Genomic DNA, 23,852 nt, shown 5'->3' with positions numbered 1-23,852 from the left:
CCGTTCTCCCGCCGACCTCTCACCGGCAGCGCCAACAGCTCCGATCGGTCAGCAACACCGCCGAGCCCCTCAGCGGAGTGCGAAGCCTGCTTGCCTCACCATAGCTGTACGCTCCCCGGAAAAAATTCGTACCGTACACTTTGCGAACGCCCACCAGCAATTTCACCACCAAGTCGAACGGTTCGATTACTTCTTCCCACGCGTACACATTGGAGCGACATGGCACGAGGCCGACCATCGCGTTCAGACATCTACACCCGCCTCGACACCCAGATCGCCGAACTCTGGCAGCGTCTTGGGGGTCTACCGAGTCCCGCCGAGGCAGCGGACATCTGGACCGACATCTGGACAGAGGAGGCCCATCATTCGACGGCGATCGAAGGCAACACGCTCATTGGCCGCGAGGTCGAGCAACTGCTGAAAGAGGGACGAGCCGTCGGAGGGAAGCAATTGCGGGAGTACATGGAGGTCCGCGGGTACGCCGATGCCTCGGAATGGGTGTACAAGCAGGGAATTCAACCAGAGAGCTTCGACCCCGAGCGGGCCATAACACTGACGGAAATCCGCAACATCCACCACCGGGTCATGCAGCCAGTGCGGGATGTCGAGCCGCACCCCGAGGCGACCCCGGCAGAGGGGCCCGGCTCGTTCCGGCAGCACGAAATCGCCACTTTTCCGGGCGGGATGAAGCCACCGAGCTGGCCTATGGTGCCCGCCGAGATCGACAGCTGGCTCGAGCGGGTAAGCGCACTCGAACCCCGCACCCCCACGTTCGCTGAGGATATCGCCTCACTCCATCGCGATTTCGAATACATCCACCCCTTCCTGGACGGAAACGGGCGGACGGGCCGCCTGGTCCTCAACCTGATGCTTGTTCGGCTGGGCTACCCGCCCGCGATCATCTACAAGAACGACAGGTCGCGTTACCTGCGGGCGTTGCAACGGGCCGACGGCGGCGATTGTGGGGCTCTGGGGGAATTCATTGCCAGAGCAATCCTGGACAACCTCTACAAATTCATCGTTCCAGCAATCGCCGGGCCCGCGCGGATCGTCCCGCTCGCTGCACTCGCGACACCCGAGGTGTCGGCCAGCGCCCTACGAACCGCCGCCAACCGAGGAACTTTGCAGGCGACCAGAGGGGCCGACGGACAATGGCGTTCCAGTGCCAAGTGGGTCGAGGACTACCTGACGAGTCGCTACAAGCGGCAATGACACCGAGCCCCGACAATGTGAACTGAGCCTCTAGCAGCGGGCGGGCCGGTCGCTGATGTCCGACCCGAGTGCCAGAGTGGACCCATGGCGAGCAAGGGGACCAAGGAGTCGGTCGAGGTCGACGGGCGCACCATCCGGTTCACCCACCCCGACAAGGTGCTCTACGAGGCCACCGGCACCACCAAGGCCGACGTGCTGGAGTACTACCTGGCCGTCGCCCCGCTGCTCATGACGTACGCGGGGCGGCGGCCGGTGACGCGCAAGCGGTGGCCCGACGGCACCAACGCCGACTCGTTCTTCGAGAAGAACCTCCCCTCCCACGCGCCCGACTGGGTGCCGCGCGTGGCGATCGAGCACTCCTCGCGCACCGTCCGCTACCCGGTGCTCGACTCCCCCGCCACGCTCGCGTGGTTCGCGCAGCAGGCCGCGCTCGAGCTGCACGTGCCGCAGTGGACCCTGGAGAACGACGAACCGGGCCGGACGCGCCGGATCGTGATCGACCTCGATCCGGGCGAGGACGTGGATCTGGATACGACGGCGAAGGTGGCCCTCCGCGTCCGCGACCTGCTCTCTGCGGCTGGGCTCGACTCCTTCCCTGTCACCAGCGGGTCCAAGGGCATCCACCTCTACGCCCGCCTGGACAAGGCCGTCACCGCCGCCAGCGCCTCCAAGGTCGCCAAGCAGATCGCGCAGTCGCTCGCCAAGCAGACCCCCGACCTGGTCACTGCCACCATGAAGCGCTCCATCCGCGAAGGCAAGGTGTTCGTCGACTGGAGCCAGAACAGCGGCGCCAAGACCACCGTCGCCCCCTACTCCTTGCGCGGGCGGGCCGAACCGTGGGTCGCCGCTCCCCGCTCGTGGGAGGAACTCGGCGACGGCGGACTCGCGCACCTGCACTGGGATGAGGTCCTCAAGCGCCTGGACTCCGCCGGCGACCTCCTCGACGGGCTCGAGGGGCCGGCCACAAAGAAGCCCACCGAGAAGAAGTCGACCTCCTCCGCCAGTTCGGCATCGCGGGCCAAGAAATCGGGGGGAAGCAAGAAGAGCTCGTCGTCGTCGTCAGATGACGAGGACCCCGAGCCCGCCGACTCCGACTCCACCGACGGCGAGGACTCCGACGCCGCCACCCGCGCGGCGGAGGCCGAGGGCTGCGACGCCGAACCCGCCGGTGAGGACGCGGTGGTCACCAGCCTGGCCGAATACCGGCGCAAGCGGGATCGTCGGAGTACGCCGGAGCCGTTCGAGGGTGAGGTCGAGACCGATCGCGACGACGTCGACGGGCCGATCTTCGTGATCCAGGAGCACCACGCCCGCCGCCTGCACTTCGACCTGCGGCTCGAGCACCACGGGGTGCTGGCGTCGTGGGCCGTGCCCAAGAACCTGCCGACCGAGCCCAAGGACCGGCGGCTGGCCGTCAACACCGAGGACCACCCGCTCGGCTACGAGACGTTCGAGGGCACCATCCCCAAGGGCGAATACGGCGCCGGCCACATGACCATCTGGGACCGCGGCTGGTACGAGTGCGAGAAATGGCGCGAAGACGAGATCATCGTGTGGCTCCACGGCGACAAGGTCTCCGGCCGGTACGTGCTCGTGCGCACCAGCGCGGAGAAGAACCAGTGGATCGTGCAGTACATGAAGGACCAGTCGCCGGACTCCTTCTACGGCGGGCGCGACAACCCCAAGTCGTCGTATCCCGAGGGCGACAAGCGCGCGCGGTCAGGCAGTGGATCCGGCGGCTCGTCCGGCGGCTCGGGCGGCAGATCGTCTCGCAACTCGGACAGCGCCAACCGCCCCGACGCTCCCCCGCTGCCGATGATCCCCACCGCCGCCACGGTGACCGAGCTGCCAGACGACAAGTGGGCGTTCGAAGGCAAGTGGGACGGCTACCGGGTAACCATCGCGACGAGCGGCGCCGGCGGACAGGCGCGCCTGGTCAGCCGCAACGGCAACCCGATGGACTGGCTGACCGACGGCTTCCCCGGGCTGGCCGACGCGCTCGAGCGGCCCGCCGTGATCGACGCCGAACTGGTGATCCCGGGCCCCGACGGCGTCCCGGACTTCGCGTCTCTGGCCAAGCAGGCCGCGGCCGAGGGGCAGGATTCGTCGCTCCCGGCGGTCGAGCTGTTCGTCTTTGACGTCCTGGAGGTCGACGGCGTGGACCTGCGGACCCAGACGTGGGAGCGGCGCCGCGAAGTGCTGGACCTCCTGACCCCGGCGCTGACCGGCGTGGATCGAGTGCACGTGCCGGCTGTGCTCGACGGCCCCGGCGACCGCGCCCTGGCCGAGGCGGAGGAGTTCGGCTGGGAGGGCATCGTCGCCAAACGTCGGGACTCGCGGTACGAGTCGGGGCGGCGGTCCAAGGCGTGGCTCAAGGAGAAGCTGCTCACTACCACCGAGGCCGTGGTGGGCGGCTGGCGGCCAGGCAAGGGCGGGCGCTCCGGGTCACTGGGCTCGCTGCTGCTGGGCCTGCCCGCCGAGACGGGGCTGACCTACATCGGCCGCGTGGGCACCGGCTACTCCGACAAACAGGCGCGTGCGCTGCTGGACGAGCTCGAGCCGCTGAAACGCAAGACCAGCCCGTTCATCGAGCAACTGCCCGCCGACGCCCGCCGCGACGCCAACTGGGTGCTGCCCAAACTCGTCGTGGAGGTCCGCCACCAAGGCTTCACTGACGACGGCCACATGCGCCAACCCTCCTGGCGCGACGTCCGACGCGACAAGCTGCCGGGGGATCTGTGAGAGGGCCGAGGTGCCAGCACCCGCTCCAACCGCCGGTCCGAAACCCTGGGCATCGCCGTCTCGCGTAACACGGCTGACCTCGTCGTCGTCCCTCTTTCCTCTACATACACGGCCGCTACCTACACGGCCGCGCGCTCCGGACAGTGGAGCGCGCGGCCATGGTGGGACCGGGTCCGCTCAGGCGTCCGAGACGGTGAACCGCGTGTTGCGATGCTTGGGAGACTGCAGCTCATCCAGCACTGCCACTGCCATTGAGCCGGCTGAGGTGTGGGACTCACCGTCCGCAGCGGTCAGAATCTCGTCGCGGCCCAGCTTCGGCGTGGTGGCCTCGCCCGGCACGAACATCATCTGCGGGGAGACACCCACCCACTCAGCGGTGTCCACCGTGCGGAGGTACTCGAGTTGCTTGAGCTGCTGAGCCGGGATCTCGATCCACGCCTCGGAATCCGGGATCTGCCGGATGAGGTCGATGCCCAGCTCGCCGGTCGCGGTATTGGTCAGCGAGCCCGCGCCGAGAATGAACACCAACCGCGGGGAGCCCTCCGCCGTCGACGGAGCAGCCTCCACGAGTCGGCGCGACAGATCGATATGCCGGGACGCCTCACTCGGGGCCGCAGCAAAGGCGTTGACCACGGCGTCAAAACCCGACAGGTCCTCAGCGGTGAGATCGAAGGCGTCCTTCTCCACTACCTGCACGTCAGCACCCAGCAGGTCGCGCGCCCTGGCCCCGTCGCGTACGAACGCCACCACGTCCTCGCCCCGGCGTGCTGCCTCCCGATAGATCTCTCGCCCGGCCATGCCCGTGGCGCCGATGATGCCGATCCTCATGTGAGCTCCTCAGATTGGATTTAGCGTTCACGTCAACTAACCGCCAGGCCTGTCAGGACATTCCCCGGCCCTTCCCTCTTCCAATGCACGCAGGTGCGGTGCGCAGTGATAGGCAACGGATCGACCTCGGCGATGATTCTGCGCGCGTGCGAGTTCGTCGATCCCAGAGCTGACCAGCCACCTCGTGCAGCTGAGCCACCCCGCGATGACCGCCAGCAGCGTCAAACCCACTACCAGTAACAAGACCGGTCTCACCACGCGGTTATCCGATCGACGACGCCATGACTGCCCATCGTCGGCCGAGGGGCAGGACTCGTCGCTGCCGGCGGTCGAGCAGTTCGTCTTTGATGTGCTGGAGGTCGACGGCGTGGACCTGCGGACCCAGGCGTGGGAGCGGCGCCGCGAAGTGCTGGACCTGCTCACCCCGGCACTGACCAGCGTGGATCGAGTGCACGTGCCGGCTGTGCTCGACGGCCCCGGCGACCGCGCGCTGGCCGAGGCAGAGGAGTTCTGCCGGGAGGGCATCGTCGCCAAACGCCGGGACTCCCGCTACGAGTCGGGGCGGCGATCAAAGGCGTGGCTCAAGCAGAAGCTGCTCACCACCACCGAGGCCGTGGTGGGCGGCTGGCGGCCGGACAAGGGCGGGCGCTCCGGATCACTGGGCTCGCTGCTGCTGGGCCTGCCCGCCGAGACGGGGCTGACCTACATCGGCCGCGTGGGCACCGGCTTCTCCGACAAACAGGCGCGTGCGCTGCTCGATGAACTCGAGCCGCTGAAACGCAAGACCTACCCGTTCATCGAGCAACTGCCCGCCTACGCCCGCCCCGGTGCGATCTGGGTCCTGCCCAAGCTCGTCGTGGAGGTTCGCCACCAGGGATTCGCCGACGACGGCAACATGCGCCAACCGTCCTGGCGCGACATCCGGCGCGACACGCTGCCGGGGGATCTGTCGGAGAGCTGAGGCAGAGTCGCCGAGCAGTCCGCGTCTGAGGCCGCGGGTCCGCTCCCGCCACGGCAGCGCCAGCCGGTTCGGCGCACCGAGCGAGTGAATGAGTTGGCGAAGGCTGCCAGCCCTCGTCGTCGTGTCCCTCCCGGCGGGGCCGGCAGCACGCGCGCCCACGCCCTCTGACCCCGGCCCTCGGGAGCTGGCCGGTTGATGAGAACACCCCGTGACGGGCTCGCTGTAGCGCAGCGGAGGAGCGCGTCATCGTCGTAGGTTTCCCTTCTGAGCACAGCGTCCAGGACGCGCGTCCAGACGAGTCTGTTCAATACTGTGTCCACTTCAAACCTGAAGTAGACCTCATATGTGCTGGTACAGCCGCCTCGGAGCAGGAGTCGTCCAAGTCGAGCACGACCGTGCCCGGGACGACCGAGCCGGCCAGTGAGTCTTCCGTCCCGGCCGAGGAATCGGCGCCCGAGACCACCGAGCAGACCGCCGTGGCCGAGGGGCCGCAGCATCCCGAGTCGGTGCGCGTCGGGCGAGAGTTCGCAATCGTGAACCGCGACGGCATCGAGTTGGGCACCGCGAAGGTCGAGGACATCGAGCGGACCCCCGGCTGCGGAGTCGAGCTCACGCTGAGCATCACCACCTCCGCCGAGGCGGGTCCGGAACGGTGGTCGTCCGTCGGTCCGGACGACTTCGCCGAGGTTCGCAACGGCCCGTTCACCCGGGGGGCCACACGCCTCAGCTCGGACTGCGAGCAGTCAGCCAACTCGAGGACCACCGACCTGTCACCGGGGCGCGACTACGAGATCGTCATCGCGTTCCACCTCGCCGACTCCGCACAGCAGACCATGCTCCGCCCCGACGGCACCGCCGGGTGGATCTTCGACCTGCCGCCGCTCCCCCTGGTGACGGTGACGACCAGCCCGTCGGCCCCGGCGACCGCCGAGAGCCGGACCCCCGACGCGAGCGCGCCCGCCGTCGAGGGCTCCGTGCCCACTGCTGAGGCGTGAGCACACCTCGGTAGGCATGGTCCGAGGCGCTGCGGGCCCTCGTCGTCGTCAAAATCGTCCGAACGTACGACGCACTCGGCTGACCTGGCCAGATACGACCGGAGGCCGTCCCGGCGGCCCCACCCATCACGCTGGCCCATCCGGCACCACACCGTGAGGTGAGGGCGACCGGCGAGACGACCACATCGGATAAGTAGAGCCTTAACGTGAACATCGTCAGATCCACTCAGGCGTCCGCCGCCCGATCGACGGGAGCACGTTATGCCACCCTCCAGACGACCACTCCGGGCCACGTTCAAGGCGTCGGCAGTCGCCCTGACCGCCGCCCTCCTGGTGACCACCGCCGGCACACCCCTCGCCGGAGGCCAGAACTCGGGGTCACTCGACACCGACTCCCTCAGCCCGGGCACCGGCTCGAGCGGCTCGCTCGGATCGGCAGGCAGCTCGGGCGGAGACGAGATCGAACTCGTCGGGCCAGATGCTGCTCCCTTGTGGCCCAACGGACGCCCGGTCGAGCACAGCATCGTCCCCAAGGCCGAAACGACAACCGCAGACCCCGGCACCGTCATGAGCGTGACCGGTGGGACCGGCGACAATCAGTCGACCGTGATCACCCCTGACCAAGACGATCTCCCGACAGTCGGAGATCCATTTGTCGTCGACGTGGCTCCGGGTTCGCCGGTCGGCGTCCTCGGCAGAGTCACCGGGCTCACGACCCTGCCCAGCGGACTCGTCCAAGTAACAACTGAACCGGCCGACATCGACGAGGTATACGACGAGTTCTCCATCAACACAACGGTCCGGCTCGAAGATGCGGTGTCCACCGATGGCGGGTCCGGGACAGGGCCGATGGGACGGATGCAGGCGAGGTCCGGGGCGTCCATGCCATTCAGGGGGCTGGGTTCCCACCTCGTGTGCGAGGACTCCGTTCCGGTCGACTTCGACGTGGACCTCAACATTGCAGACATGTCCGCGCAGGTGGTATTCAATCCCCTCGACAAGTACCTCAAGATAGTCATGACCTACGAGCAGTCGGTCGAGTTCTCCCTCTCGTACAACGACGGGTTCGAATGTCACGTTCCTCCGGAGCGCATGCCACGCGCCCTCCTGCCGCTAGCCGGACCCCTCGGACTCCAAACGGGCCCCGCCCTCGAAATCGAGGGAGGCTCAGCGATCACACTGAGCGCCACGAGCAGGTCAACGCGCTCGGACGGCATCGAGATCTCCGACGAAAGATCGCGTGCCATCTCCGATGCCGATTACTCACTCAATGAAATCAGTCTCGATGCCGGCGCCGAGGCCACGGTGTTCCTCGGCATCAAGGCCGAAATCGCGGCCGATATCGCAGCCGTGAGAGCCGCCGCCGGAGTTTCGGCCGGGCCCGAATTCACCGGGAGCCTGAACTCACGGGACTGCGCCGAGCTCACCGCGTCGATCCGGCTCGCCGCGACGGTATCTGCATCAGCTTTCTGGACGTTCCGGTGGACCGTCAACATCGTGCTTGCCCGCATCGGATTTCTCTCGCTCATCATCGAGTGCGGATCCACCGGCACCACGACGACCCGTCCGACCGGAACGACGACCACCACCCCGACGACCACCACGAGCGCGCCCCCGCCCGGATTCCAGGACGGCGCGATCACCAACCTCGTTGTGGGCCAGGGCCTGAACTGCGACGTCCAGTCCCCCACCGACGGCAGAAGCGTCTACTACGGGCCCGGCGCCTGCGCGACGATCGCGTTCGTCGACGGCCAGTCCTACGGCACCGCCGTCCCCGCGAGCGGTGGATTCAACACCGGCTGGACCCCGGTGGCCCAGTCCACCACGGGCAGCGTGACCGCAGCCGACCCTCTGGTCATCCGGACCACCGTCCGCGCCGGCGACACCGGGATCGAGCTCACCCAAGTGGACTACTTCGTCGACGGCAGCCCCGGCTACCAGACCGACATCACGGTCCGGAACTCCAGCGGAGTGGCGAAGGACGTCACGATCTACCGGGCCGTGGACTGCTACCTCAGCCGCAGCGACTACGGCACCGGGTCGGTGTACAGCCGGTCGGTCTCCTGCAACGACAACAGCGGTCGACGCATCGCCTTCACCGACCTCACCGGAGGCGCACTACGGCAGGAATCGAGCTACGGCCAGATCTGGGACGTCGCCCGGACCGGTGCCGATTACAGCGATACCTCCCTGTCCACCGAGCACGACAACGGGATGGGCATCAACTGGAACCGGACGATCCCGGTCGGAGGGTCCGCAATCCTCAGGTCCCGCTTCCAACTGGACGAGCCCGTCAACCCGGCCAACGGCCGTGCCGCCGCCCGAATCGCCCCGCTCGGCGCCGGCCCCGACGTCAAGCGCGACCAGCCCACCGAGGGGGTGCAGAACCTACCGACGAGCGTGCCGACCAGTTGATGCGCTGAGCGTGACACACACGGCCCCGGCCAGGAGAACTCCTGGTCGGGGTCGCTGCGTCTCAGTCGCCCGGACTCGGGCCGGCTCGGGGACTGTCGACGACCCGAGCCGGCTACGTCGGCCGGTTCGGCATGGCGGGTCGGCGCGCGCTTGAGGAGAAGGGCGCACCTCGTCGTCGTCGTCGTCGAAGGGCCGATCAGTCTCACCCGCGTACGGAACCGGCGCGCTTCGTTAGAGCGGAATGAGGCGGGGCGCCACCGAACCCGAACCGGGGAACCCGAGCGAACCGCTCGCAAACCTACTGATTTCCCAGAGCACCCGATCCCGCCACCAGAACACCATCTCGGACATAGTCCTACCTCCTGCTCGGTGAGCCAGACGGCCTCCGGCCCGCTGGGTCAAGTGTGGACCGACACCCTGGGAATCAACCCTGCAGTGGACTGAGAGTCAGGGAGGAGAGTCCGAGGGTCTCCTACTTCACCCGCTGACTTACAACGAAACAATCACCCATCCGTCCGAGTGGGCGAGCAGCCTCTCGGCGCGGAATGGCGTTGCGCGGCGCGGCGCGGAATGGAGTTGCGTGGCGATCACTCCGCGGCGTATGGATTGGTCGCGGCATGACGGCGGACGCGGGCGGGGACCACGAACAGCATGACCGCCACGAAGGCCGCCATCACCGCCGCCGCAGCAAGGCCCCACGCGGTCCCCAGCACCAGCGGGAACACCAACGCGACCAGACCCACGAGCGCGATCGACAGGATCGCCAACCCGATACGAGCGAGCGTCGCCGACAGCCGGAGCACCCGGTCCTTGCGGTGAGAGCGGAACACCGCGCGGTGGATCATCACCGGCGCCAGTAGGAGCACCGTCGACACCAGCGCGAGAGACAACACCGCCAGATAGAGGGCGCGAGCGCCGCCGCCGATCTCCGCGAAACGATCCTGGAACGGCAGCACGAGCAGGAAGCCGGTGAGCACCTGGCCACCGGTCTGCACGATGCGCAGCTCCTGGAGCAGCTCGATCCAGTTGCGGTCGATGCGCTGCGCCTCGGTTTCGTTGCGCTCAGAGGTCTCGTTGCGTTCAGAGGTCTCGTGCTGTTCGGTGGCCCGTCGGGGCTCGTCGGCTCCCTCGATGTCCATGCCGCTCCTCCTCCCTCCTACGCGTGCTCTCGATGATCGTCCGGTCGGCGCGGCAGCGCGGGGCTTCCCGTGCATCCGCGGTGCACCCGGCCGGTTCGGTGCAGCCCGCATCGGCCCAACCCATCGGCTCAGCGTGGCGGAGGCGGTCCTCGTCGTCGTCACCCCCACAGTCCCCTGACCTGCGGCGCCCTGAACGGGGTCTGCAGGGCACCGCAGGTCAGCGCGGCTCAGCGCCAGTTGCCGGACGCCACCTCGGCGGCGTGGATCGGCGACCGCGGGCCCGCTTCTGCGGCAGCATGGGGTCATGGTCAAGCCGTCCAACACCTCCGCCATCGCCTCCGCCACCGGCCGCCCGTGGGACGAGTGGGTCGAACTCCTCGAGCAGGCCGGGGCGCGGGAGAAGAACCACACCGCGATCGCCCAGCTGACGCTCGAGCACATGCCCGGGTCGGTGGAGCGGGCCGAATGGTGGGCGCAGGGCACGGCCATCGCCTACGAGCAGCACGCCGGCCTGCGGGTTCCGGGCCAGTCCTGCGACGGCGACTTCCAACTGTCCACCTCGCGGACCGTGGCCGGCGACAAGGACTCTGCGCTGAAGGCGTGGACCGAGCTCGTCGCCGGGCGCGAGGAGTTCGGCGGGATCCCGGTGGAGGGCGAGCCGTCGGTGACGCGGTCGGAGAAGTGGCGCTACTGGCGGGTCCCGCTGGCCGACGGCACACGCGTGGCGATCAACTTCAGCGACAAGGCCGGCGGCAAGGCCAGCGTGGGGCTGGCGCACACCAAGCTCGACTCGGCCGAGGCGATCGACTACTGGCGGCCGGTGTGGAAGGAGCTGCTCGGGCGGCTGTGAGCCCGAGGGGGACGAGCAACGCCGCCTATCGGATCTGCTCGCCGCCGTGCGGGCCCCATGGGTGGCGCGGATTCGGATGGGCGTCGTTGCGGGCGAGCGATCCCCGGGCAACACACGACCGCGGGCCCCGGTCCCGAGCGACGGGAAAGGGATCCGTCGGGGTGAGACCGGGGCGCGCGGCTCCAGAGGGTGTACAGCGGCAGAGGGGCCAGTGGTGGGCTCTCGGGAGGCGGGACTCCAGGAGGGTCTGCCGAGGGTGTCAGGTCAGGCAGCGGGTCGGGCGGCCGGAACTCCCACGCCGGTGAGCCGCTTCTCGTCGATGGTGCGGTCGAAGACGAACGCGTACAGCAGCCCCGCGCCGACGGCCGTGTAGGGCCAGACGAAGTAGACGATCACGCCCATCGCCATCGACAGGCCCCAGAGGGTGGAATCGCCGGCCTCGGAGAGCACCGACCACAGGACCAGCACGGCCAGTCCCGCGCAGTAGGCCACGATCGCCATCGAGGAGGCCTTGTCCCAGGTGCCGTTGGAGCGCAGTGAGCCCAGCAGCATGGTGGTCACGGCGAACAGCGGGACGGCGAGGAACACCATCTGCCACACGTCGAAGATCATGCCGAGCAGTGCGAAGGCGGCTACGCCGACGAACACGTGGATCAGGGTGCCGGCCCGCTTGTGCTCGGGCATGGGGACGCCGGCGCGGTCGAGTGCGGCGAGATCAGACATGGTCGGGCCTTTCGGTGGTCGCGGGAGCCGAGCTGGAGGAGGGTGCCGTGGCGGTCGCGCCGGCGAGCGGACGGTCGGTGCCGGTGCCCGGGCCGCCGTAGAGGAACGCCAGGGTCGCGTCGGGGTGGCGGTTGGAGGTGACCAGCGAGACCACGTAGAACAGCAGGATCGACACGAGCAGCGAGATGCCGCCGACCTGCATGTACTCCGGCAGCGAGATGATGTCGCGGGCGGCCAGGGAGCTGATGATGAGGTTGCCGAGGATCGCGAAGACGACGGTCACGGTGGCGGCCGTCGCGGTGGCGCGCTCCCAGTAGATCGACATGACCACCGGGCCGACGATCGCCGCGGCGAACGCGGCCCAGCCCAGCGCGCCGAGCAGGAACACCACCTGCGACAGGAACAGGGTGAGCAGTACCGAGAGCACGACCAGCGTCAGCGTGGCGATCCGGCTCCACAGCAGTTCACGGACCACGCGGACGCCGAACGCGGCGGGCAGGTCGCGCATCATCGACGAGGCGCCGATGGTGATGAAGCTGGAGGCCGAGGACATGATCGCGGCGAGCAGGCCGGTCAGCGCGATGCCGCCGACGATCGGGTGCGTGACCGAGTCGAGGAACCAGATGGCGGTGTCGTCGATGTTCTCCAGCTCGGGGGCGTCGCCGGTGATGGTCATCGAGCGGGTGGCCAGGCCGATGCCGACCGAGAACAGGGTGGTCACCGCGTAGGCGATGCCGGCGACCGCGGCGCCCCACTTGAGCTGCGTCATGTCACGGAGCATGAGGAACTTGGTGAGCAGCTGCGGCTGACCCACGGCGCCGACGAAGATCAGCAGGCCAAAGGCGAAGATGTAGGTGGGCGACTTCACGCCCTCGATCGCGAGCATCTCCGCGCTGGTCGTGGAGATGGTGTCGAGCATGGGCACCCAGCCACCGGCCATCTGGACAGCGAAGAAGAACAGTCCGACGGACATGACCACCATGAGCACGCCCTGGATGAGGTCGGTCCACACGGCCGCGAGCATGCCGCCGGCCATCGTGTACGCGGCCACGACGAGCGAGCCGATCCACGCACTGGTGGAGACGGAGGTGCCCAGCAGCAGGGAGATGATCACGCCGATCGCGGTGACCTGCGCCGTCATGTAGGCGACCGAGGCGATGAACACCGCGACCGACATGGTGGCGTGGGAGGTGCGGTCCTGGAAGCGGATGCGGATGAGGTCGGGCACCGAGTAGACGCTGTGCTTCTTGCCGATCCAGTTCAGACGGCTACCGAGGAGGAACCAGGCGACGGCGAAGCCGAACGGTGCGAACAGCCCGACGGCGATGAGTGCCTGGAAGCCCCACGCGTACGTCTGCCCGGTGCCGCCGACCATGCCCCAGCCGGACTGGATGGACGAGAAGCTGGCGATGGCCATCACGAAGAAGCCCAGCGACTGGCCCGCCACGAGGAATTCCTTGGCCGACTTCATCTTGGTGTTGGCCCAGGCGCCGATGGCGAACATGAGCACGAAATAGACGATGACCACGCCTATCACTACGGGACTGTTCATTTCGTGTCCTCTTCAGTGGGTGTCACGGAGTGCGCTGGATGATTAGCGCGCAGGTGCGCGCGGCGGATCTTGCCGGTGTTGGTGGTGGGGAGTTCGTCGAGGAAGACGACCTCCCGCGGGTACTGGTAGAAGGCCAGGCGCTGTTTGACGAAGGCCTGGATCTCGGCGGCGAGGTCGGCGGCGTGCTCGCCCGTGCGGTCGACTCCCTCCGCGGGGACGACGTACGCGACGATCGCCTCTCCGCGCAGCTCGTCCGGCACGCCGATCACGGCCACCATCTCGACGGACGGGTGGCGCAGGATCTGGTCCTCGATCTCGCCGGGGCCCACGCGGTAGCCGGCCGACGAGATGAGGTCGTCGTTGCGGCCGGAGAACCAGAAGTTCCCCTCGTCGTCGACCCTGGCGAGGTCCCCGGTGTGCAGGACGCCGTCGGCGGTCTTCTCCGCGGTCTTCTCGGGCGCGTTCCAGTAACGCAGGAAGGCGTTCGGGCTGGGTAGTTTCACGCAGATCTCGCCGACCTCCCCCGCCGCGACCGGCTCGCCGAGGTGCTCGCCGAGGCTGTCGAGCAGCACGAGGTCGAACCCGGGGGTCGGGCGGCCCATCGAGCCGGGCGGAGTCGAGAACTCGGCCTGGCACGTGCCCACGATGAGATTGCATTCGGTCTGGCCGTAGATCTCGTTGACCCGCACGCCCAGTGCCTCGCGCGCCCACTCTGCGACGGCCTCGCCGAGCGCCTCACCGCCGGAGAACGCGGCCCGCAGTCCGGTGCGCGAGTAGTCCACATCGGACGCACGCATCATCTTGAGGATGGTCGGCGGCAGGAACGAGCAGGTCACACCGTGCCTCCGCAGGATGTGCTCGACGGCCTCGGGGCTGGGCCGCCGGGTCGACGCGACCACGGGCACCCCGCTGTAGAGGCTGGGCAGCAACACGTCGAGCAGCCCGCCGGCCCACGCCCAGTCCGCGGGCGTCCAGAACACGTCGTCGAACTCGCCTGGCTCGGCGGGCTCGGCGTCCGCGGCGCCGCGCGGGAACCCGTCGAGCGCGCGGACCACGCCGGGCATGTGGCCCAGTACGACCCGGTGCCCGTGCAGCGCGCCCTTGGGCTGGCCGGTGGTTCCGGAGGTGTAGATGAGGAGCGCGGGGTCGTCGGGTCCGGTGTCCGCGACGACGACGGCAACGTCGGCCTCCTCAGCCACCGCGAGCGGCAGCACGGTCAGCGCGCCGGCCCCTGCAGCGCCGGCAGCAACGCCGGCTCCATCGGCGGCCGCCGCAGCGGACTCGTCGACCGCCGGGGCCGTGCCCGCCGCGTGCATCGCCCCGGCCACCGGCGAGGTGGCGTCCGGCACCGCATCGCCGGTGACGAGCACGGTCCGCAGCTCGGGGAGCTCGGCGAGTTCGTCGGCCAGGCGGGCGTAGCAGTCGGCGTCGAACACGGCCGCGACCGCTCCGGAGTCGCCCATGCGGAACAGCGCCGCCTCGGGACCGAACTTCACAGACAGCGGCACCGCGATGGCGCCCATCAGATAGGCGGCCATGTGCCCGACGGCGGTCTCGGCGGACTGCGCGCACATCACGGCGACGCGGTCACCCTCGCCGACCCCACGCTCCCGCAAGAACGTGATGAGCCGACGGGCACGCTCACCGAGTTCACCGAACGTGGTGATCTCCGGTGGGTCGTCCCCGCGGTCCACCACGATCGCGGGTGCGTCCTGGGGATGTGCGTCCATGCACGCGGCGCCGATGTTGAATCGATCCGGGATCTCCCAGTGAAAGCCCTCGGGCCGCAGTGGCGGACTCCAGGGAGTCGCCTCGGCGTGGGATGGCATGGGTCTCGCTCCTTCGTTCGTGATGGCTGCCGCCCTCGTCTCGAGATTGTGAGCATGCTCACGTCACAGGCACCCCATGACCGTAGAAGTGGTGTGGACCACATACAATGGAGATCCCCCCTAGCTTCGGAGTGTGCCCATGTCTGAATCTCCATCCACCCCGTCCACCTACGAGTTCCTCGCCCTCGACGTCACCGACGGCATCGCGCTGGTCACCCTGGGCCGGCCGCCGGTCAACGCCCTGTCCCGCGCGATGCAGGAGGAACTCCGCGCGGTGGCCGGCGAGGTCTCCGGCCGCGACGACGTCGACGCCGTGGTGTTCACCGGCAGCGAGCGCGTCTTCGCCGCCGGTGCCGACATCAAGGAGATGCGGAACATGCCGTATGCCCGGATGGTCGCCGAGGCCCGCGAGCTGCAGTCCGCGTTCACGGCCGTCGCCGCGATCCCCCAGCCCACCGTCGCCGCCATCACCGGCGCGGCCCTGGGCGGCGGCATGGAACTGGCCCTGTGCTGCGACCGGCGCATCGCCGAGGACAAGGCCAAGCTCGGCCAGCCCGAGATCCTGCTCGGCATCATCCCCGGCGCCGGCGGAACCCAGCGACTCACCCGACTCGTCGGCCCGGCCGTGGCCAAGGACCTGTGCCTGACCGGCCGCACCCTCACCGCCGCCGAGGCCCTCGAGCTGCGCGCGGTCGAGGAGGTCGTCCCGGACGGGCAGGCCACCACCCGCGCCCTCGAGTGGGCCCGGCAGTTCGTCGGCGGACCCCGCATCGCCCTGCGGGCCGTCAAGGAGGCCGTCGACCGCGGCATCGAGGTGGACCTCGACACCGGCCTGGCCATCGAGCGCGCCCTGTTCGCCGGGCTCTTCGCCACCGAGGACCGCGAGATCGGCATGCAGTCGTTCATGGACTCCGGCCCCGGCAAGGCGCAGTTCACCGGCCGCTGAACCCCGCTCGACCCATGGCTGTCGACCTCGCCCTCGGGCTGCGCGACGTCCTCGACGCCTCCGCCGAGCTCGCCTCGGCGGAGGACGAGGACGCCGTGCTGCACATCGCCATCCGCCGGGCCCGCCAACTCGTGGGCACCGACCTGGCGTACGTCATGCTGCTCGACCCCGAACGAGGCGACACCTACATGCGGATGGCCGAGGGCGCCACCAGCCCCCGGTTCGACACCATCCGCCTGGGCATGGGCCTCGGGCTGGGCGGGCAGGTCGCCGAGGCCATGGCACCCCGCTGGACCCGCAACTACCTGGCCGACGAGCAGTACACGCACGTCATCGACCCGATCATCCGCGACGAGGGCGTCAAGGCGATCCTCGGCGTCCCCGTGCGCACCCACGGCCGACTCACCGGGACACTGTTCACCTCCGACCGGCGCGAACGTGCCTTCTCCCAGGACGAGATCACCCTCGTCGCTCTGCTGGCCGACCAGGTCTCCGCCGCCCTCACCGCCGCCGAACGCGCCTCCCGCCGCCAACGCGATCTCGACTCCACCCGCGACGCCCTCGACATCGCCCACGCCGAGACCGCCCGCCTGTCCGCCACCGTCGACTTGCACGAACGGCTCACCCGGCTGGTCATCGCCGGCACGACCGTCCCCGAGATCGTCGACCTCGTGGTGGACCTCGAGGGCGGCACCGCCGCCGTGTTCGACCTCGCCCACCGGGAGATCGGCTCGGCCCGCTCCCCCGAGGGACCGCCCGTCGACCTGCTGCGGCAGGTGTTGGCCGAGGTCGGCGCGGAATCCGAGGGATCGACCAGCGCCGTCACCCGGTCGGTGGACGGCCACCTCGTCGTCGTCACCCCTGTCGTCACCGGACCCGACCACCTCGGGTACGTCACGTTCGCCAGCCGCGGCTCCGTGCCCGCGATCCGGCCCGTGCTGGCGCGCGTGAGCTCGGTGATCGCGCTGATCCTGCTGGGGCACCGCGCGCGCGACGAGGCCGACAACCGCGTCCGCGGCGAGCTGCTCGCCGAGGTCCTGGCGCCCGGCGAGCACGACCTCGACGCCATCGCCCGGCGGGCCGCCCTGCTCGGGGTGGACGTGGACGCCGACCTCGTGGCGCTGGTGATCACGCCCGCCGAGGCCCGGATGACGCGCGCGCTGGAAACCGAGTGCCGCTCCCTCGCCCGCGCCGACGACGGGCTGGTCACCACCTACGGCGACCGCGGCGTGATGCTCCTGCCGGGGACCGATGCCGGCGCCACCGCCCGCGACGTCGCCGCCCGGCTGGCCGCGCACCGGGCGACCGTCGGCGCCGCCGGATCGATTGCCGGCATCGCCGGGCTCGCGGAGGTGGGCGACCACGTCGAACGGGCCGGGCGGGCCGCGCGTCTGCTCATCGCGCTCGACCGGGCCGGCGACGGTGCCGCCACCGAGGAACTCGGGCTGTACGGGCTGCTGCTCAGTGAGGTCGATCGCGAGTTCGTCACGCAGTTCATCGAGCGCAACCTCGGCCCGGTGCGCGACTTCGACCGCACCCGCGGCACCGCGCTACTCGACACGCTCGAGGCGTGGTTCGCCGCCGACGGCAGTCCCTCCGCCACCGCCGAGCGACTGTTCGTGCACGTCAACACCGTGTACCAGCGGCTCGACCGGCTGGACCAGGTGCTGGGCACCGGCTGGCGACGCGGCGACCGCGCGCTGGAGCTGCGGCTGGCGCTGCGGTTGGCGGAGTTGCGGGGGGCGTGAGGTGCGGGAGTACGACTCGCGCGGGGCGTGAGCGGCACGCGTCCAACTGCGGGTGCGGGTGCGCGTCGCGCAGCCGCGGCCGATGCCCAACTCGCACGCCCCTCGACAGTTGCGCGTCCTCTTCGCTCGAATTCGGCTGGGCCGCGCGCTGGGTTTGGTCCATTCAGGACGCGTATCCGCGGCCGCGTACCCACCGCCGCCGCGCTATCCCGGATTGGTGCCGCTGACCTGGGGTGCCCTAAACGGGCCGAGCAGGGCACGCCGGGCCAAAGGCAGTCAGAGCTCGAGCGGGTTTTCCTCCGTGCCGAAGTCCGCCCAGAACTTCCCGAAATCTTCGAGACCAGAGAGGGGGGATGACTGAGCGAGATCAACGATTCCACGGACGACTGCGTGAACCAGTTGCGGGTCGCCCGTCTCCATAGCCTGGTCCAGACGCTCGAACATCGCTTGATTGGTCTCGCGACGCTCTTCGAAGACCCGGTCGAAGTACATATGGAGGGTTTTCTCGGCGGCCTCCAACCTCGCCACCTGCACCGACTCTGCAGCAGCTATCGCTGCTCGGCGCGACTGCTCTACTTGGCTGATCTCGCCGTACTCGCGCGCCGCCGCAACGACCGTATTCAGAGCTCTGAACGCGTCCAAGACATCGATCGAGCCGGTGAACTTGCCGACAACCTCACCGGGTATTGGTTTCGTACTCACGCACTCGGCTCCTTCACCCACGTCTTGTACTTCACGACAAACCCAGCCGACTCTTCGTCCAGGTGACCGTCTTCCGTGACCAGGGCAGCGGACGCTACGTCGCGCACGCCCAAAGTCAGGTGCAGCGCTTCCTGGAAAGGAGCGGCATGCTTCTGCGGATCGAAGTCTTCCGCCTCAAGTACATCGAGGGCTGCCACGGCGCGCTCTACCAGGGCATTCAGAACATCCCCCAGCTCGGTAGCCCTTAACGTGATCGCCTCGAACTCGGCCCTGGCCACGTTCATCTCCGCAATAGCCTCAGCCACCTGCGCTTCGCTGGCTCGAGCCCTGGTCTTTGCCTTCTCGCCCTGCCCGTTAACAACAAAACCGCTCACCAAGAGCGCCGGCCCGATCGTGACGAAGTTAAGTGCGAGCGCACCTGCCGCCATACCCCCGCCCCCGGCAGCGAGGCTTCCGCCACCAAGGGCCGCCATCGTCGCGTTGGTGGCTGCGACGCCGGACAGCGACGATATAGCGGTCCCAGTGCTCGCACTGGCAAACGCCGTGACAGCCGATGTGACCCCGCCGCTGGCGGCCATGCCCGCAACCGCCGACCCGGCCAGTCCTCTGACCCAGGCCATCGACTTCTGATCGAGACCAGTACCGATCGCCACCTGGCCGGTAGTCAAGTCGAGACCATCCAGGAGCAGCTTTTCGCTCTCCTTGATCTGCTTCTGGTTTCGGCGCATGAATTCCGCGAATCGCTCAACTACCAGCAGCAGAGCGCGCTGCTGATGCGAACCAAGCGCCACCAACGCGGTGTTGGTCCGATCCCCTAACGCCTCCAGTTCGGCGCGCTCCGCCTCGTACTGTTCGATCGCCGCTCGAATCGATTCCTTGGCGTTCTTGATTCCGAGCCCGCCCTTGAGACCGAGGGCGGCGCCCCCCATGCCACTGACAGCGCCGGCGCCCATCAGTGCAAGGGGGATGAGGGGTAGAACCATGGCGTTCCTCTCGGGCCAATGGATCGGCCGCACGCATCTCGCGCGGCCTGAGGGGAGCCCCGTTCACATACGGAGCGACGATCAGAATTCTAAGCATTCGCTAGCGAGAGCGCACCATTCGGCCAAAAGCAACGGCTCCTCAAGTCTCGGAGGCAGCTGCCCTGCGGTGCCCTGCAGCGATGTTGCAGGGCACCGCAGCTAGTCACTTGATGAGAGGCCTTTGCCTCCGTCGCCGAGCCGATCGTCCACCTGCACCCATGAGCCCTCTGACCTGGGCGCCCTGAACGGGCCGTGCAGGGCACCCCAGGTCAGGGCGGTTCCGGCGAGCGCCGACCGGCGCGCGGGCGAGCGGGCACGCGGGCGCCGCCTCAGATCGCCAGTGCCGCCGAGACCTCGTGGGCGGCGGTCGCGTCAGAGGCACCTGAGTGCGAGACCCGCCCGGACTCCACCACGTAGTAGACGTCCGAGGCGCGCAGCGAGAAACCCACGTGCTGTTCGACGAGCAGGACCGACAGGTCGCCGCGGGAGGCCAGGTCCACAATGATGCGCTCGATCTCGGCCACGACGTTCGGCTGGATGCCCTCGGTGGGCTCGTCCAGCACCAGCATCCGCGGTTCGGTGATGAGCGTCCGGGCGATCGCCAACTGCTGCCGCTGGCCGCCGGAGAGCAGTCCGGCTTTGCGGTCGAGCAGCTCCTTCAGCGCCGGGAAGAGGTCCAGCGACTCGTCGATCAGCGCCTTGCCGCGCTTGCGCCCATCGGCGACGAGCTGCAGGTTCTCGGCCGTGGTGAGCTGGGTGAACGACTGCTGTCCCTGCGGGACGTAGCCGATCCCGCGGGCCACCCGCGCGTGTGGACGAAGGGAGGTGATGTCCTCGCCGTCGAACTCGATCGTGCCGCCCTTGCAGGGCAACAGCCCCACCGCGGTCCGCAGCAGCGTCGTCTTGCCGGCGCCGTTGTGACCGAGGATCGCGGCCACTCCGCCGGCCGGAACCTCGAGGTCGACACCGTGGACGACCTCCGAGCCGCCGTAGCCCGCGCGGACGCCGGTCATCTTGAGCAGTGCGGTCATCGTGGGCTCTCCTCGGTCTCGTCTGCCAGCTCGGTGCCGGTCGCGGCGGCGGTGCCCAGGTAGACCTGCTGCACCTTGGGGTCGGCCTGGATCTCGGCGACGGTGCCCTCGGCGAGCACCTTGCCCGCGGCCAGGACGGTGACGGTGGTGGCGAAGGCCCGCATGAAATCCATGTCGTGCTCCACCACCACGACGGTGCGGTCGGCGGCGATCCGCTGCAGCAGCTCGCCGGTGGCCTGACGCTCCTCGGCGCCCATGCCGGCGACGGGCTCGTCGAGCAGCATGACGTCGGAGTCCTGCACCAGCAGCATGCCGATCTCCAGCCACTGCTTCTGCCCGTGCGCCAGCACCCCGGCCTTGGTGCCGGCCAGGTGCTCGAGCCCAATGGTCTCCAGCGCCTCGGTCACCTTGTCCTCCCGGCCGTGGCGGCGCCGCAGCAGGGTGAGCGGGCCGCGTTGGGCGCCGGCGGCGATGTCGAGGTTCTGCTCCACGGTGAGGTCCTCGAACACCGACGCCGTCTGGAACGTGCGCCCGATACCCATCTTGGCGATCTTGTGCGTCTTGAGCCCGAGCACCGGCTGGCCGGACTTGTCGACGGTGCCGGTCGCGGGCACGAGCCCGGTGATCGCGTCGACCACGGTCGTCTTGCCGGCGCCGTTGGGGCCGATGAGGAACCGCAGGTCGCCCTGGATCAGGGTGAGGTCGACGCCGTCCACGGCCTTGAAGCCGTCGAACGTCACCGTCAGGTCGCGGACCTCGAGGTAGGTGCCGGCGCCTCCTTCCCCGGAGCGAGTCCGGGCGTTCTTGCGGGCGCCGGAGCCGGGCAGGCCGATCTCGGCGCCGGTCAGGGTGCCGGCCGACAGCGCGGCACCGATGCCGAAGGCGGTGGACGGGGTCATCGGGACTCCTCGGGGGAAGCGGCGCCTGACGCCGTCGAATCGGGTTCAGGTTCGGCGGTGCCGGTGGTGGCGGGCCGGTCAGAGGTGGCGGCGCTCGTCGTCGTTGTCGTCGTCGTTGTCATTGCGGGGGTGCCCTTCGCGCGCCGACGTCGCATCACGAACAGCGACGCCAGGCCGCCGGGCAGGAACCCCACCACCACGATGAACAAGATGCCCTGCAGGTAGGTCCACTGCGACGGGTAGGCCTCGGAGAACGCGGTCTGCGCCCACGCCACCCCGATCGCGCCGAGCACCGGGCCGAGCAGGGTGGCGCGGCCGCCGATCGCGACGCCGATGAGGAACGCGATCGAGGGCGCGATACCGATCGCCGACGGCGAGATGATCCCCACGATCGGCACGAACAGCGCCCCGGCGAGCCCCGCGGCGAACGCGGCCACGGCGTAGGCGAACGACTTGACCATCGCCGGGTCGTAGCCGAGGAACCGCACGCGCTCCTCCTGGTCACGGACGGCCACGAGCAGCTCGCCGAACCGGGAGTTCATGAGCTGGCGCACCAGCAGCACCACGACAAGCAGAGCGCCGCCGGCGAGGAAGTACAGCATCCGCCGGTTGGCCGGGTCGGACAGCGCGAACCCGAAGAACCCGGTGAAGCGGTTAAGCCCGTTGGACCCGCCCAGCTCCGGCCGGCTCACGAGGAAGATCGCGGCGGCGGCGGCCAGGGCCTGCGAGAGGATCGCGAAGTAGGCGCCCTTGACCTTGCGGTTGAACACCAGGTAGCCGAACCCGAACGCCAGCAGCGGCGGCACCAGCAGGATCACGGCCAGCGTGAACCCGGGCGAGGCGAACGGCACCCAGTACCCGGGCATCTCGCGCATCCCGGCGATCTGCATGAAGTCGGGCAGGGCGTCGGCGCCACCCCGGTCGCGGGCGTCGGAGATCTTGAGGAACATCGCCATCGCGTACGCGCCCACGCCGAAGTACACACCCTGGCCGAGGGTCAGCATGCCGCCGCGCCCCCACGCCAGACCGATGCCGCTGGCGACGATCGCGTAGCAGAAGAACTTGGCCAGCAGGCTCAGCCGGAAGTCGGACAGCAGCGCCGGCGCGAGCCCGAAGATGATCAGCGCGGCCACCGCGAGCCCGGCCCAGAACATCCACCGGGGCCGCTCGGCGTCTCCGGTGAGCAGGCGCCGGGCGCGGGTGCGCCGGGGCGGCGCGGCGGCGGGATCGGGTGCGGTGGTGGCAGCGGAGTCGGCGCCGCCAGCCGCTCGGGTGACGGAGATGGTCTTGGTCATGCCAGGCTCCTGGTCTTGACGGCGAACAGGCCCTGCGGGCGCACCTGCAGGAAGATGATGATGGCGACAAACACGAGCACCTTGGCCACCGACGCGGTGGTGGAGTACTCGAAGAACGAGTGCAGGACCCCGAGCGCGAACGCCGCGATCACGGCGCCCCGCAGCTGGCCGAGACCACCCACGACCACCACGAGGAACGCGTCGATGAGATACGACTGGCCGATCGTCGGGCTCGTTGAGCCTATGAGCGTGAGCGCCACCCCGGCGACGCCGGCCAGGCCGGAGCCGATGAAGAACGTGGTGATGTCGGTGCGGCGGGAGCTGATGCCCGACGACTCGGCGAGGTCACGGTTGAGCGTGACCGCCCGGATGCGCCGACCCATGGGCGTGAACTTCATCGCGGCCATGACCGCGGCGACGCAGGTGATCGCCAGGACGAAGATGAACACGCGAGTCAGGGGCACCGAAGCGCCCAGCAGTTCGACGCTGCCGCGCAGGAACTCCGGCACCGCCACGTTGACGGCCGGCGCGCCCCAGATGTCTCGGGCGATCTGCTGCAGGACCAGGCCCACACCGAACGTGACGAGCAGGGTGTCCAGTGGACGGGCGTAGAGGCGCCGGATGAGCGTCACCTCGAGCAGCACGCCGAGCAGGCCGCCGACGACGAAACCCAGGGCCAGGGACAACAGCAGGCTCATCCCAGAGGCGGCGGTGATCTGCTGGACGACGTAGGCGGTGTAGCAGCCGGCCATGATGAACTCGCCGTGGGCCATGTTGATGACGCCCATCTGGCCGAACGTCAGGCTCAGGCCGAGGGCGGCGAGCAGGAGGATGGAGCCGATGCTCAATCCGGTCGCGAGTTGTCCGATGAGGATGTCCACATCGGCTCCTTTCTCCGGGTCCCGCCCTCCCCCTCCCCCGCTCCCGACTGACGGGCCGGGAGCGGGGTGGGTCGGGCGGGGT

Annotated in this window: 19 protein-coding genes; 8 read left to right on the top strand and 11 right to left on the bottom strand. The window is 69.0% G+C overall.

Features of this window, described 5'->3' with window-relative positions:
- Positions 1-219: 219 nt before the first annotated feature.
- Positions 220-1,212, top strand: a complete 993-nt coding sequence (locus tag CK206_RS14715) for a Fic family protein (RefSeq protein ID WP_096906838.1) — start codon at positions 220-222, stop codon at positions 1,210-1,212.
- Between the two features lie 84 nt (positions 1,213-1,296).
- Positions 1,297-3,954 carry an ATP-dependent DNA ligase gene (locus tag CK206_RS14710; RefSeq protein ID WP_096906837.1) on the top strand — a complete coding sequence of 886 codons (2,658 nt, stop codon included), beginning with the start codon at positions 1,297-1,299 and terminating at the stop codon, positions 3,952-3,954.
- A 177-nt stretch (positions 3,955-4,131) separates the two neighbouring features.
- Here CK206_RS14710 and CK206_RS14705 read toward each other — a convergent pair whose 3' ends face one another.
- Entirely contained in the window at positions 4,132-4,782 is a 651-nt protein-coding gene (locus CK206_RS14705) for an NAD(P)-dependent oxidoreductase (RefSeq protein ID WP_096906836.1), read from the bottom strand.
- Positions 4,783-4,987: 205 nt separating this feature from the next.
- Between CK206_RS14705 and CK206_RS14700 the strand changes: the two genes are divergently transcribed.
- The 3 genes from CK206_RS14700 to CK206_RS14690 all read left to right on the top strand — a co-directional run bounded on the left by CK206_RS14700 (position 4,988) and on the right by CK206_RS14690 (position 9,153).
- The gene (locus tag CK206_RS14700; protein WP_254050610.1) at positions 4,988-5,743 is read left to right on the top strand and encodes an RNA ligase family protein; all 756 of its coding nucleotides are present in this window, start codon (positions 4,988-4,990) and stop codon (positions 5,741-5,743) included.
- Positions 5,744-6,138: 395 nt separating this feature from the next.
- Complete coding sequence (locus CK206_RS14695) at positions 6,139-6,738, top strand: hypothetical protein (protein WP_096906835.1); 600 nt, start codon at positions 6,139-6,141, stop codon at positions 6,736-6,738.
- A gap of 261 nt (positions 6,739-6,999) precedes the next feature.
- Complete coding sequence (locus CK206_RS14690) at positions 7,000-9,153, top strand: hypothetical protein (protein ID WP_096906834.1); 2,154 nt, start codon at positions 7,000-7,002, stop codon at positions 9,151-9,153.
- Between the two features lie 587 nt (positions 9,154-9,740).
- On the opposite strand, the gene CK206_RS14685 is transcribed toward CK206_RS14690, so the two are convergent.
- Positions 9,741-10,292 (bottom strand): DUF6328 family protein, encoded by a 552-nt coding sequence (locus CK206_RS14685; protein ID WP_254050609.1) that lies wholly within the window; start codon positions 10,290-10,292, stop codon positions 9,741-9,743.
- Positions 10,293-10,596: 304 nt separating this feature from the next.
- Between CK206_RS14685 and CK206_RS14680 the strand changes: the two genes are divergently transcribed.
- Positions 10,597-11,142, top strand: a complete 546-nt coding sequence (locus tag CK206_RS14680; RefSeq protein WP_096906833.1) for a hypothetical protein — start codon at positions 10,597-10,599, stop codon at positions 11,140-11,142.
- Positions 11,143-11,406: 264 nt separating this feature from the next.
- Here CK206_RS14680 and CK206_RS14675 read toward each other — a convergent pair whose 3' ends face one another.
- Genes CK206_RS14675 through CK206_RS14665 form a run of 3 tightly spaced genes read right to left on the bottom strand, consistent with a single transcriptional unit; the run spans position 11,407 to position 15,246 of the window.
- Positions 11,407-11,865, bottom strand: a complete 459-nt coding sequence (locus CK206_RS14675) for a hypothetical protein (RefSeq protein WP_096906832.1) — start codon at positions 11,863-11,865, stop codon at positions 11,407-11,409.
- Positions 11,858-13,417 carry a sodium:solute symporter gene (locus CK206_RS14670; protein ID WP_096906831.1) on the bottom strand — a complete coding sequence of 520 codons (1,560 nt, stop codon included), beginning with the start codon at positions 13,415-13,417 and terminating at the stop codon, positions 11,858-11,860. Before CK206_RS14670 ends, CK206_RS14675 begins: the two co-directional genes overlap by 8 nt.
- Entirely contained in the window at positions 13,414-15,246 is a 1,833-nt protein-coding gene (locus CK206_RS14665; protein ID WP_096906830.1) for an AMP-binding protein, read from the bottom strand. Before CK206_RS14665 ends, CK206_RS14670 begins: the two co-directional genes overlap by 4 nt.
- A 139-nt stretch (positions 15,247-15,385) precedes the next feature.
- On the opposite strand from CK206_RS14665, the gene CK206_RS14660 reads away from it, so the two are divergent.
- Positions 15,386-16,192: an enoyl-CoA hydratase/isomerase family protein gene (locus tag CK206_RS14660; RefSeq protein ID WP_096906829.1), complete on the top strand. Its 807-nt coding sequence runs from the start codon at positions 15,386-15,388 to the stop codon at positions 16,190-16,192.
- Between the two features lie 14 nt (positions 16,193-16,206).
- Positions 16,207-17,940: a helix-turn-helix domain-containing protein gene (locus CK206_RS14655; protein WP_096906828.1), complete on the top strand. Its 1,734-nt coding sequence runs from the start codon at positions 16,207-16,209 to the stop codon at positions 17,938-17,940.
- A 276-nt stretch (positions 17,941-18,216) separates the two neighbouring features.
- Here CK206_RS14655 and CK206_RS14650 read toward each other — a convergent pair whose 3' ends face one another.
- The 6 genes from CK206_RS14650 to urtB form a co-directional block, all read right to left on the bottom strand.
- Positions 18,217-18,642 carry a hypothetical protein gene (locus CK206_RS14650; RefSeq protein ID WP_216824139.1) on the bottom strand — a complete coding sequence of 142 codons (426 nt, stop codon included), beginning with the start codon at positions 18,640-18,642 and terminating at the stop codon, positions 18,217-18,219.
- Entirely contained in the window at positions 18,639-19,625 is a 987-nt protein-coding gene (locus tag CK206_RS14645; protein ID WP_096906827.1) for a hypothetical protein, read from the bottom strand. The genes CK206_RS14650 and CK206_RS14645 overlap by 4 nt, the downstream gene beginning before the upstream one ends.
- Before the next feature lie 368 nt (positions 19,626-19,993).
- Positions 19,994-20,686 (bottom strand): urea ABC transporter ATP-binding subunit UrtE, encoded by a 693-nt coding sequence (gene urtE / locus CK206_RS14640; protein WP_173674851.1) that lies wholly within the window; start codon positions 20,684-20,686, stop codon positions 19,994-19,996.
- A gap of 5 nt (positions 20,687-20,691) precedes the next feature.
- A complete protein-coding gene (urtD, locus tag CK206_RS14635; protein WP_096906825.1) occupies positions 20,692-21,594 on the bottom strand; it encodes an urea ABC transporter ATP-binding protein UrtD in 903 nt (300 codons plus the stop codon).
- Entirely contained in the window at positions 21,591-22,748 is a 1,158-nt protein-coding gene (urtC, locus tag CK206_RS14630; RefSeq protein ID WP_096907489.1) for an urea ABC transporter permease subunit UrtC, read from the bottom strand. Before urtC ends, urtD begins: the two co-directional genes overlap by 4 nt.
- A gap of 137 nt (positions 22,749-22,885) precedes the next feature.
- The gene (gene urtB / locus CK206_RS14625; RefSeq protein ID WP_061228856.1) at positions 22,886-23,770 is read right to left on the bottom strand and encodes an urea ABC transporter permease subunit UrtB; all 885 of its coding nucleotides are present in this window, start codon (positions 23,768-23,770) and stop codon (positions 22,886-22,888) included.
- Positions 23,771-23,852 lie beyond the last annotated feature (82 nt).

The organism is Dietzia sp. WMMA184, from assembly GCF_002441635.1.
Lineage (GTDB): Bacteria > Actinomycetota > Actinomycetes > Mycobacteriales > Mycobacteriaceae > Dietzia > Dietzia kunjamensis.
Note: the sequence above shows the minus strand (reverse complement) of the source record. Positions and strands in the feature narration are given on the sequence as shown.